General features: G+C 37.5%; 14 protein-coding genes. 10 read left to right on the top strand and 4 right to left on the bottom strand.

Annotated features, from left to right (window positions below):
- Window positions 1-35 precede the first annotated feature (35 nt).
- From M3P19_RS10770 to M3P19_RS10750, 5 genes are read left to right on the top strand one after another with little or no spacing between them, the layout of a single operon-like run.
- Window positions 36-533, top strand: a complete 498-nt coding sequence (locus M3P19_RS10770) for an RNA polymerase sigma factor (protein ID WP_249657674.1) — start codon at window positions 36-38, stop codon at window positions 531-533.
- A 6-nt stretch (window positions 534-539) separates the two neighbouring features.
- Window positions 540-1,331 carry a HEAT repeat domain-containing protein gene (locus M3P19_RS10765; protein ID WP_249657673.1) on the top strand — a complete coding sequence of 264 codons (792 nt, stop codon included), beginning with the start codon at window positions 540-542 and terminating at the stop codon, window positions 1,329-1,331.
- Window positions 1,332-1,351: 20 nt separating this feature from the next.
- Window positions 1,352-2,104 (top strand): DUF4097 family beta strand repeat-containing protein, encoded by a 753-nt coding sequence (locus M3P19_RS10760; protein WP_249657672.1) that lies wholly within the window; start codon window positions 1,352-1,354, stop codon window positions 2,102-2,104.
- A gap of 29 nt (window positions 2,105-2,133) precedes the next feature.
- A complete protein-coding gene (locus M3P19_RS10755; RefSeq protein ID WP_249657671.1) occupies window positions 2,134-2,841 on the top strand; it encodes a DUF4097 family beta strand repeat-containing protein in 708 nt (235 codons plus the stop codon).
- A gap of 3 nt (window positions 2,842-2,844) precedes the next feature.
- Window positions 2,845-3,360: a nuclear transport factor 2 family protein gene (locus M3P19_RS10750; RefSeq protein ID WP_249657670.1), complete on the top strand. Its 516-nt coding sequence runs from the start codon at window positions 2,845-2,847 to the stop codon at window positions 3,358-3,360.
- Window positions 3,361-3,362: 2 nt separating this feature from the next.
- On the opposite strand, the gene M3P19_RS10745 is transcribed toward M3P19_RS10750, so the two are convergent.
- The 4 genes from M3P19_RS10745 to M3P19_RS10730 are packed head-to-tail and all read right to left on the bottom strand — an operon-like array spanning window position 3,363 to window position 6,650.
- A complete protein-coding gene (locus tag M3P19_RS10745) occupies window positions 3,363-3,755 on the bottom strand; it encodes a DUF423 domain-containing protein (protein WP_249657669.1) in 393 nt (130 codons plus the stop codon).
- A gap of 1 nt (window position 3,756) precedes the next feature.
- Window positions 3,757-4,164: a DUF2141 domain-containing protein gene (locus tag M3P19_RS10740; RefSeq protein ID WP_249657668.1), complete on the bottom strand. Its 408-nt coding sequence runs from the start codon at window positions 4,162-4,164 to the stop codon at window positions 3,757-3,759.
- A 19-nt stretch (window positions 4,165-4,183) separates the two neighbouring features.
- A complete protein-coding gene (locus tag M3P19_RS10735) occupies window positions 4,184-4,618 on the bottom strand; it encodes a hypothetical protein (RefSeq protein WP_249657667.1) in 435 nt (144 codons plus the stop codon).
- A complete protein-coding gene (locus tag M3P19_RS10730; protein WP_249657666.1) occupies window positions 4,611-6,650 on the bottom strand; it encodes a S9 family peptidase in 2,040 nt (679 codons plus the stop codon). Before M3P19_RS10730 ends, M3P19_RS10735 begins: the two co-directional genes overlap by 8 nt.
- Before the next feature lie 844 nt (window positions 6,651-7,494).
- Here M3P19_RS10730 and M3P19_RS10725 point away from each other — a divergent pair.
- From M3P19_RS10725 to M3P19_RS10705, 5 genes are all read left to right on the top strand, one after another.
- Window positions 7,495-7,890, top strand: a complete 396-nt coding sequence (locus M3P19_RS10725; RefSeq protein WP_249657665.1) for a helix-turn-helix domain-containing protein — start codon at window positions 7,495-7,497, stop codon at window positions 7,888-7,890.
- A 227-nt stretch (window positions 7,891-8,117) separates the two neighbouring features.
- Window positions 8,118-9,032, top strand: coding sequence for a S41 family peptidase (locus tag M3P19_RS10720; RefSeq protein WP_249657664.1), 915 nt, complete (start codon window positions 8,118-8,120; stop codon window positions 9,030-9,032).
- A gap of 179 nt (window positions 9,033-9,211) precedes the next feature.
- On the top strand, window positions 9,212-9,559 hold the full coding sequence (locus tag M3P19_RS10715) for a hypothetical protein (protein ID WP_249657663.1): 348 nt from the start codon (window positions 9,212-9,214) through the stop codon (window positions 9,557-9,559).
- 41 nt (window positions 9,560-9,600) lie between these two features.
- Entirely contained in the window at window positions 9,601-10,740 is a 1,140-nt protein-coding gene (locus M3P19_RS10710; protein ID WP_249657662.1) for a helix-turn-helix domain-containing protein, read from the top strand.
- 49 nt (window positions 10,741-10,789) lie between these two features.
- The gene (locus tag M3P19_RS10705; RefSeq protein ID WP_249657661.1) at window positions 10,790-11,308 is read left to right on the top strand and encodes a hypothetical protein; all 519 of its coding nucleotides are present in this window, start codon (window positions 10,790-10,792) and stop codon (window positions 11,306-11,308) included.
- The last annotated feature ends 52 nt before the right edge of the window (window positions 11,309-11,360 follow it).

Here is an 11,360-nt window from a genome sequence, read left to right as displayed (position 1 = left end):
AAACGGCATTGGAAGCGCTTTCAGATGAAATAATCATGCAGAAGGTAACCGAAGGAAATCTCGATTTGCTTAGGATACTTTTTGACCGGCATCACAAACATGTATACAACTATCTGTATAAAATGTGTGGCGATACCATGTTAAGTGAGGACTTGACTCAAGATGTTTTTTACAAGCTGATAAAGTATAGGGAATCCTATAAAGGTGGCGTATTTGTTTCATGGCTGTTTAGCATAGCAAGGAATAACCTAAAAACGCATTTTACCCGTCATCAAAAGTATCATGACCCTATTGAAGTCTTGGCGTATAAAAAGACCGAAGAAATACGAGAAAGGGATGAAGAATATGCCCAATTGCAAAATGCCCTCAACCAGTTAAATGCTCAGGAACGAGAACTGATCATTTTGAATCGATACAACGAAATCCGTTATGAAGAACTGGCGGAAATTGTAAACAGCACTCCCGGAGCTGTAAAAACCAAAGTAAGCCGGGTAATGAAAAAACTTAGGGAAATCTATTTGGAACTCAATTAGAATACCATGAATAAAGAAGTATACAAACAATTTATAGCAGAAATTCCTGATTATCTGGAAGGAAAGTTAAGTCCTGAACGTCGGGTGCAATTTGAACACTGTGTTGATTATTTTCCAGAATGCAAATCGGAATTGGAAGCGTATAAAAAGTTGGTTCATAATCTGAAGAAAGAAAATCCTGTTCCAACAGATAGGTTACGCGCCAATTTTGAAGAAGCACTTAAATTGGAAAAATCAAAAGAGGCTAAAGTGGTTCCACTTGAACCCAAAAGGAATAATTGGGCAACTAACTTTCTAAAAATAGCGGCAAGCGTGGCCTTATTGATCGCTTCTTATCAAACGGGGAGAATCATGCAGATGGAGAAATCGAACCAAGATTTGGCAGGCCTATTGGAGCAGAGTAAACTTGACAAACAAATGGCCATGCTTTCCTTAATGGAAAACCAATCCGCAAGTAAACGCATACAAGGGGTAAGTTTCATTTCGGAATTTCCTAATCCGGATCAAGAGATCATGGCGGCCTTGGCAGAGCGATTGCTTCAAGATGAGAATGATATTGTGCGGTATAACGCCTTTGAGGCCCTAGCAGAATTTACGACTACTGATTTTGTCAAAGAGGTGTTCATCAAAAGCTTGAAAAAAGAAAAAAATCCAAGCATTCAAATCGGTATCATCCAAAGTTTGACAAAAATCCAAGAGAAAAAGGCTATTGGTCCGATGCAACAATTACTGGAACAGGAGGACACACAACCCTTTGTTAAAAACGAAATCGAATTGGCATTGCCAAAAATTATTTAAACATCAAAAAACGTAAAATCATGAAACAATTAGTAATTCTTTTGACAGCAGTAACTTTTGGGTTTGCTACCCACGCCCAAACCAATTATTCAAAGAGTTTAAGTGGTATTGACTGGGTAAAAATTGAATCCAAATCGGATGTTGTCCTAAAAACCCATAGCTCCAACGAGATAATGATCAAGGGCAGCAGAAACCAAAAAATCACCGAAAAATCAAAAGGTTTGAGACTTGTTGGTGAAGGCGGTACTGACAATACTGAAATTGGTTTTTATGTGGTCCAAGATGGTAATTCTTTAATCGTCAAAAACTTGAGGAAATCAGAAGGTGCGGAAATCTACCTTCCGAAAGATCAAAATGTGTCGGTGAAAAGCACATGGAGTGGTGATATAAAAATTGATGGGTTCGCGGGTGAAATTGAAGCAAACGCCGAATTGAACGGTAGCATTAGCATTACCAACATAAATGGCCCTGTCACTGCGCACGCTTTAAACGGAGGAATCGATGTTGTTTTTGGAACAGTCAAACAGGACACTCCTATTTCCATTTACACTACAAATGATGATGTTGACGTGACATTGCCAGCCAACACACCTGCTAACGTGGAATTGAGCACTACCAACGGTGACATTTACACCAATTTCGATATCCAACGTGAAGAAAAGGATGGGCTGAAATCTTGGTCTGGAAGAAAAGTCAAATCCTCAATCAATAACGGAGGGGTCCGGATTTCGCTTAAATCCACCAACGGAAGCATCTATTTAAGAAAAAAGTAGTCCAGTTTATTCATCATCAAAAAAACATCATGAAAAATCTTCTCATTATAGCGGCGTTTGTCCTTGCATTACAGGCAGTTCCTGCCCAAAAAACCATTGAAAAAAATGTAAACTATACCAATCAAGTCATTGATTTGGATGTCAAATTTGCACACAAAATAATTGTGAAGACCTGGAACAAGTCCACAGTTTATTTTAAAGCGGATTTATCCACTGAAGGAGGTAAATATCTGGATCTTTATGAACTTGATGTTAAGGAAGACAGTAACTACATCCATATTGTTTCCGACCCTACGGCCTTGTTCAAAGCCTATAGAGCAGAATGGAAAAACAGCAATAAAAAAAGCAACAACGGCTATTATCATCAGGAATATGAATTCAATTATGTCCTGTATGTACCTACCGATGCAACCTTTAATGTAAGTAGTATTAATGGAAGTTTAACTGCTGATGTAATTGACGGCGATTTTACCGCAGATCTAATTAACGGTGACATTGACATTAAAAAATACAGTGGGAACATGGAGCTAAAAACCATCAATGGGGAAATTGATTTAGTCATGGCAAATTCGCATATGGTAGCAGAAACCATCCATGGAAATATTTATGCTGATGAAAAATTAGATCTAAAAGTAACAGATCGTCATGTGGGTCAAAAGGTGGAAGGAAGCTTCGAAAATGCAGCCTATAAACTGCGCCTTAATACGATCAATGGAAATATGTATTTGAGAAAATAAAAGGTGAATCTAAAAATTGTAATCTTCAGTCTGATATTGGTGGGTTGTCAACCCGATGACCCGACCAATATCAAAAACGTGAATTTTGAGAAGGACCAATCTACCCTTTTTGAAATGATAGCACTTAGGGAAAAGGCAATGCTTGAGGAAAATATAGAATCAATAATGCCTCAATTCACTGAAGATGCCACGTGGATCAATTCCCAAGGTTATCTATTTGAGGGGAAAAAGGAAATGGAAAAGTTTCACCGAATGTTCGCTGAAAATGATTCGCTTGACTATTATTATGAAACTGGAGCGCCTAAAATCCGTTTTTTAGACGAATCGAACGCCCTGGCCTATTATTCATGGAAGATGTTTTGGTTTAAAAAAGAACAACCAACAGATACAACTTACAGGGAAATTGGTTTAATGACATTAAGTGCGCAACGAAAACACGATGGTTGGAAATGGGTTGCCGTTACTAATCAACATACCCCTTGGTTCTACCCAAAAATTGAAGCAGTGCAAGTTGATTGATCCTAGATCAATGGCGCAACAAAAGAATACAATAGCAGCGCCCATCCTAGGGTTAGCAATAACCCACCAATAGGTGTGACCGGTCCTAAGAAGCGCGTTTTTTTACCTTGGGCCGCACTTAAGCACAAACCATAAATGCTAAAGGAAAACAAAAGGGTGCCATAAACGAAACAGTTTACGATATACGTGTCCAATTTTTGATCAAAATTCAAATTGAAAGCCAAAACCAAAAGTACAATTGCATGATACATCTGATAGCGGACACCCACTTCAAAACTTTGCAGTAGATCAGGACTTAATTTCTTTTTCAGTGCATGTGCTCCAAAAGCGCCAAGGATTATGGCCAATAATCCGTAAAATGCACCCATGAACTGAGCAAGTAGTATTGTCTCCATATTAAAAGGTAATGGTCACTTGGGTATCTCCTTCAACCTTAAAGCAACATTCGCGATAACTTGGTGGGCCAAAAGTTTTCATCTTTCCTTTGGAAAAGGCCACTTTCTCTGTTGGTATCCCAAGCCAATTCTTGTCCAATTTATTGTTTCCGTTAGCATCGTGGAAAACCGCAAGTGCGTACTCGCCAGGTGGTAATCCTTCTAATCTAAAATCCACTCCATCTTCACTGGCGGGGAGACTTTGGGACTGCACTACCCCATCAAACTTTAAAAAGGTTTTGTCGGAATCATAAACCGCCACATTCACCTTTCCATGCTCCGAGGGAACATTGTCCACGTGAACTTGAATGTTGTTCTGTGACCATAAAAATACTGGTGAGAACAAAAAGAAAATTAAGCGTACCTTCATATTCAAGATTTGGGGAACATTAATTTGAACTTTCCAAAAGGGATTCCATTTGTGTTTGCAAATTATCATAAAATTCCTTGGTCTCAATGCTATCCTTAAAATTGATATAAAGTTGCAATGAATCATGATGGACCAATTTGATTTTTTGCTGCTCAAGATCGTCTACAAAAAAATGCACATTGGTATTTCTAATGGAATCAATGAAAACCCCTTTTTCCGCGACCATCCAAGAGAAACCGCTGGATCGTTCCAATTCTGGCAGTTTGGCCTCCCATTTTAAACTATCGATTTCGGCTAACGGAATTTTTTGATAATAAATGCCTGAGAGTACTTTAAATTCCTCATTTTCCAGCTTATACCAGTTTTTGTAATGCGCTAAAAATGCAAAAAAGCAAACAATCAAGGTCAGGATTATCAATAGATTCCAAAACCAATGTCGCTTCTTTTTATTCATTTTTATTAGCTGTTCTGTATTTATCGAACCAGGCCACCGTATGCGCTATCTTAGTAATCAAGTTACTTGGTTTACTTGCAATTCCATGGCTTGCTCCTGGAATCTCGACCAATACGGTTTCAATCTTTCTTAGTTTTAAGGCATGGTACAATTGTTTGGCTTCACTTGGAGGTGTCCGTAAATCGTTCATCCCTACCATAACCATTGTTGGAGTCTCAATATTACCAACGAGTGAAATGGGTGAAAATTTCCAATACCCCTCAAAATTTTCCCATGGTTGTCCTGGATATCGATGTTCTGCATAATAGAAATAGTTATCCGCAACCAAGGTTTTACTTATCCAGTTCATCACTGGTTTAGCAACAACGGCAGCTTCAAACCGCTTGTTTTTTCCAATCATCCAAGCGCTCATAATTCCGCCGGCACTCCCGCCAGTAACAAAAAGCTGGTCTTCATGGGCAATGCCCATGCCTATACAATGGTCCACACCATCCATTACATCATCATAGTCTTCACCGGGATAGTTGTTATAAAGTAGGTTCCCAAATTCCTCACCATAACTGGTGCTTCCTCTAGGGTTAGGATAAAATACAATATAACCCGCGGCAGCATACAATTGCATTTCGGCAGAAAATCGGTCCCCATAATTAAGAATGGGTCCACCATGATTTTCCACCATGAAAGGGTATTTTTTAGTTGTATCGTAGTTTGGCGGATATACCACCCACCCTTGAACATCCCGATCATCAACAGATGATTTATACCATACTTCCTCTACTTTTCCAAGATTCCTATAATCCAGCAATGCCTTATTTAGCGCTGTAATCTTTAGTGGTGTTTTGGCCTTTGGTTTTAGCACGGCCAATTCCGCTGGATAATCCGGACGTGATTGGGTGTAGACCAAAGTCCCATTTGTCGAAGCGCTATATGATCCACTGGCATAAGGCCTTCCCAAAGTGGTGCCTCCCACATTATCCGCCAATTTGGAAACCTTCCCTGATAACGATATAAAGCCTATTTTGCTGTTTCCCTTGTCATCATATTGAAAATAGATACCGTCTCCTTTACTGTTCCATTTTATATTGGATGCACCTCTGTCCAAAGCATCAGAAAGTACTTGTTTGTTAGATCCATCCGTGTTCATCACATGGATTTTTCGAACCTGATAGGCTTGTACCTTGTCTTCAAATCCCAAGTAGGCAATACTTTTCCCATCCGGAGAAACAACTGGGTTGTAGTCTGGGCCATTTCTGTCCGTTAGCGCTTCTATTGTACCATCCTTTACAGTCACAGCATATATTTCGCTATTTCGGAAGGTATATTCCCAATCTTCAGTTCTGTTTGCTGAGAAATAAATTTTAGAACCATTGCTGCCCCATGAAAGCGGTCCACGGTGATGCCAATCACCAGAAGTGATTTGTCTTGCGGCACCTCCCGATGCAGGAATCACAAACACATGATTGAATCCAGGTTTGATGTATCCTCGGCCATCCGCTTCATGATAGACTCGATCCGTGATTCTTGGTGCGTCTGCCCATTTTGCCCCTTTAGGCTTGGCAGGAATCTTTGCTATGACCGGAGCTTTTTTAGGAACATTCATTGAGAATGCTATTTCCCTTCCATTGGGAGACCAAGTCAAGGAACTTGGACTGAACGGTAATTGTGTTAATTTGGCAACCTTACCACTTGCTACCCAATACATGTATACTTCCGAACCTTCGGAGGTACTTGCTGAAAAAACAATACGATCTCCAGATGGAGACCATCTTGGACTGCTTTCATTGGTTTCATTGGATGTTAGCTTTTGATGTTCGCTACCATCTAACTTCACCATCCAAAGGTTACCCTTTGACCTATCTTTCATAATATCAAAACCCATTCTTCGATAAACAATCCATTCGCCATTTGGAGAAATTTGGGGGTCTGATGCGTATTGTAAATCGAAAACATCCAAATAGGAGAAATCTTGCTCTTGTGCCGATGTAATTTGAAGGGTTCCTAAGCAGAGGAGGAACAGAAAGAAGTGCTTCATTTGTTTCAAAATTTGTAGCTTTAAAGGTAACGAAAAAGAAGTGGTCTACTGCCGTTCAGTATTTAACTTCCCTTCATTCTCGAAGAAGCTACAAATTAACTCAAGGACTAAATTAATTCAGTAATTAGAATTGAAAACATCCAAAATCACATGATTAATAAGGTAGTTATTAATTTTTCTTTCCATAGATGATTATCCCAATAGTATATTTTCAATATTTATGAGAGAATTATTCTTCTTCATTTCGTTTTTAGGTTCTTTCCATGGAGTTTTATTGGTGATTTATATACTGTTGAATAAAAGAGTCAAGTCTTTATCCCACTACTTTTTTTCACTAGCAATAATTGCTCTAAGTTTAAAAATTACCTCAACTATAGTTTACACTTTTGAGATGAATACAAATCGATTTATTCTTCAATTGGGTTGCATCATAAATTTAGTTGTAGGCCCGAGTGTATATCTATACTTTCAAGATAAGATTGGTGGAAATCGCAAATACTGGCACCTACATTACCTGCCTTTTTTGGTGATGTCACTAGTTAGCTTTAGTTTTTTTCCCTTTAAAAATTACATCGCCTTTTGGAATGACTTCCTAATATTATTCATTTATACTCAATGGTTGGGTTATGTTTTGTGGTCGGGTTATATTTTCTATATATCTTATAAGCAAATAGACAAGGATTTCAAAGCATTCGGCAATCTATTTTATCTCTTTAATTCCCTGATTTTTATTGTTCAATTTATCATTTTTTTTACCGCTAACAATTATATTTTAGGTGGTGTATTTTATACTTTATTATTCTATGTTTTCTTGGGCCTAGTAGCCTTCAAAAAACCAATATTAATGAACGTCCTTTTCGGCAGCAAGATAAAATACCCTCAAAAGAAAATCGGTTTTCAAAAATCCTTATCCGATGCGTCCAAACTGCAAAATTTAATGTCAACAGAGATGCTTTTCAAAAACCCAAACCTAAGATTGATTGAGGTCGCTGAATCAATTGGAGTTACCCCTCATTATCTATCGCAGTTAATTAATGAGACCTATGGAATTAGTTTTTCCCAATTTGTGAACGAATTCAGGGTAAGGGAAGCGGTTAAAATAATTGAGAATAATACGAATTATAGTTTAGAAGGTGTTGGTTATGAGGCTGGTTTCAACTCTAAATCCAATTTCTATCATTACTTTAAAAAAATAATGGGAACAACGCCCAAGGATTTCATTCGAAGAGCCAATGTTTGAGATTTAATTTATTCCAGAATTATAAAACTGGACTTATTCAAACGTCATTTGAGTAATTGTTGGTCAAATCAGAATTAATTTTGGTACAATCAACACAAGGCATTATGTCAAGAAAGGCTTCATTTAATTCCAATTGCTTTTTAATTCTTGTTTTATCACTATTACAATCATGTGATTTTCAAAAAAAATCTGTTACCATAGATAGTTACGATATAATCGTACGTAACATGTCCGACAGCATTGTTGCGCATTATATAGACAAAGAAAAAGCTGAAGTAATCAGCCAAGAACTTCGTAAATGGTATTTGGAAAATAAACACTCTATTAAAACTCGGGATGAATTCATTCAAAAAACCAATGAGCAACTCTACAGTTCCAGCAATGATCTTCACTTAAAGCTATATGAAAATCTTAACGAGGACGATTCAGAATCCGAATATGAAGAAGAAGCTACCAAAATTTATACTTCAAAATCAAATAAATCCAAAGCAATCATTGATTCAGGTGAAAAAATCATTGATTATGATTTAAAATCTGGAATTTCTGATGCCAGAATCTTAGATAACAATATTGGTTATTTGGCTCTATATTGGATTGCAGAGGACCCAGATCAGGATAAGGCCATCATTGATGATGTGATGCTGAAAATGAAAGACACCAAGGCACTAATCATTGATATTGGTGTGAACATTGGCGGAGCTCCATTTGGAGTTCGATATTACTCTGGTTACTTGTTCCAAAACAAAACTCACTTATCTAGTTTTAAAATGCGCAGTAAAAGTCTAATCAATAGAGAACGATGGTCTATTGAAACGGATATTCCATTAGATTCATATTTTGACAAACCTATATATATATTAACTAGTAAGAAAACATTTTCCGCGGCAGAATCCTTTGTTTTTGGTCTAAAAAACAATGATAGAATCACTCAGATTGGTGAAGGAACCGCCGGAGGTGGATTCTTTGGTGGAACCTATGTCGTTTCTGAAGATCCATTACTAGAATTATGGGTTTCCAGAGGTATGACCTATAATCCAAAAAATGGTAACAGTTGGGAAGCTAAAGGTATCCAACCAGATATTCAAATTGATTATTCCGCGGCTTTAGAAAAAGCAATACAAGAAATCAACCAAAAGTACTAGATATTGATTTTGCGTAAAAAGTATGTAAATCCAGGATGTTTAAATTTTCATTCCACATTCAGTGTTAAAGTGCAACCATTACAAATTTTGTAGCTTTAAAGAGAAAAATTTAGTGATCAGTCACTGACCCACAACTCCCAAACCAACTTCCAGGACATTGTGGCAATTCACAATATAAGATGTTTTTATTGAGCTTGAACATTGTGGACACCATGCAATCCTGGCATGATGGGTTTAATTTCGCCGCGCTAGGAGTAGGTCTCTTGGTAGGTGAATATTACATCATCACCAAGGGATTCAGTTTTTTAAAAAAACGAATTGAAGATACGGGAACAGATCTTGGTGCATCATGTTGGGTACGGCCTTTTAATCGAGAACCTATTGTTTTTAAAACGGCCTCTGCAGTTCCGATGGCAGTAAAAAATCAATTGCAAAATCTGCTTAAACGCTACCTGGCTGGATTAGTATTGGCAGGAATTTTATGGATTGTATTTATTGGTATACTTGGTTTTTTATTGTTTAATTAATCCCATTAATGAAATATCTTTAGTTGCATCAAAAGCTACCCATGACCCTGCAATTGACCTTGATACAACTCTTCACCATCTGTGCCGTACTAAACGGCTTTGTATTTAGTGTCTTGATTCTTGATAAGAAAGAAAACCGTTTCGCTAATCGGTTTTTGGCCTTGACCATTATCTGCATGTGTTTAACTTTCACACCCTACATGTTAGATCCCCAAATCTGGCATTCGTACCGTTGGTTAGCTTGGTTACCATTTTCGCTATCGTATTGGATAGGTCCATCCTTCTATTTTTATACACTCACGCTAACAAATTCTGATTGGCGGTTTCGGAAGGTTCATTTATGGCATTTCACACCTATAATTCTAAATTATTTACATAGTGTCTATCACCTGGTATTTCCAGGTAACCATACCCCTTGGTATTGGTTCCATTTTATATCCGAAATCTTTGAGTCCGTCGCTATTTTGTCCATTCTAATCTATATGTTCTATTCCTTTAGATTGATCAGGAATTACCAAAAGATCCTTCTTGACAATGTCTCTAACACCGAGCGCTTGCAGCTAAATTGGTTAAAGCAGATTATACTGGTAATCATGACTTCCTTTGTATTTATTCTCATCTTTTTGGCAATCAGTAGTGGTGCTAGTGGAATGGTTTTTTTTCATCAGTGGAACGAGTATCGTTCTGTAGTCTTGCTATTATATGCTTTGGTTTTGTATTGGTTGAGCATTTTTGGATTCCAGCAGACGCAAACCTTAAAACTACATCGGGATTTATCAACTTCACCTACATCAATAGACCCGCGATCCCAAAATGTCCTGGCCAAATTGATTACAGCTATGGAGGAACAAAAACTTTACCGAAATCCAACTTTAACGTTGAGTGACTTGAGCGAAGTAGTCCAAGAGTCCAATAGGACTATTTCCAGTGTGATAAACAGTCAAACCCAAAAGAATTTTTTTCATTTTGTAAATGAATTTCGAGTAAGGGACATACAAGAAAAACTGGATGACCCAAGGAATAACAATTTAAAGATCATTAGCTTGGCTTACGATTCCGGGTTCAATTCAAAAGCCACTTTTAACCGCATTTTTAAATCATACACGGGAATGACACCGGTAGCGTATAAAGGCAAGATTAATCCTTCAAATCAACAATTGAGACCTAAAAACTTAAATTGAGACTCCTGCCAGCGTTATCCTTTCTATTTTGATTGGAAAACATATCTCAATGCAAAAAACGATTTTACTCAGTCTAGCCTTAATTTATTGTTTAACTAGTTATTCCCAGTCTATTCAAGACCTTGATTTTCTAATTGGAAAATGGAAAATTGTCGAAACCATTTATCCTGGAACCGAAAAAGAATATCAAGAAATTGGGACCCGTACGTGTGGTTATTATTTAAATGGGAGTTTTATCAAATGTGAATCTGAGACTGTGATTCAAAAAAACGGTCATAAACGTTTCTATTCCTATATCATCAACTATGATAAAAAGGAAGGGTGTTTTAGAGCCACTAACTTTGCCCATGATTTCCCATTGCATGGTCAATTCAAATGGTATTTGGACAAGGAAAATCATAGAATTATTGCCATTACACCAAAAAACGTAATTGAAGACCGGTTTTTTAGAGCTACTATTTCGTATTCCGACCCCAATAAACTGGTTTGGGACGGCTGGGCAAGTGTGTTTAAAAAGGACAAGGATTGGCTACAGGTTTTTAATGATGTTGCCACCCGTCTGGAATGAATTAACGAGTACCATGATTTCGATATTAGGAATACCTTGAGGCAACTCAGGT

The organism is Flagellimonas spongiicola (genome assembly GCF_023502425.1).
In the GTDB taxonomy this organism is placed as follows: domain Bacteria; phylum Bacteroidota; class Bacteroidia; order Flavobacteriales; family Flavobacteriaceae; genus Flagellimonas; species Flagellimonas spongiicola.
This window is presented reverse-complemented; position numbering and strand designations above follow the sequence as displayed.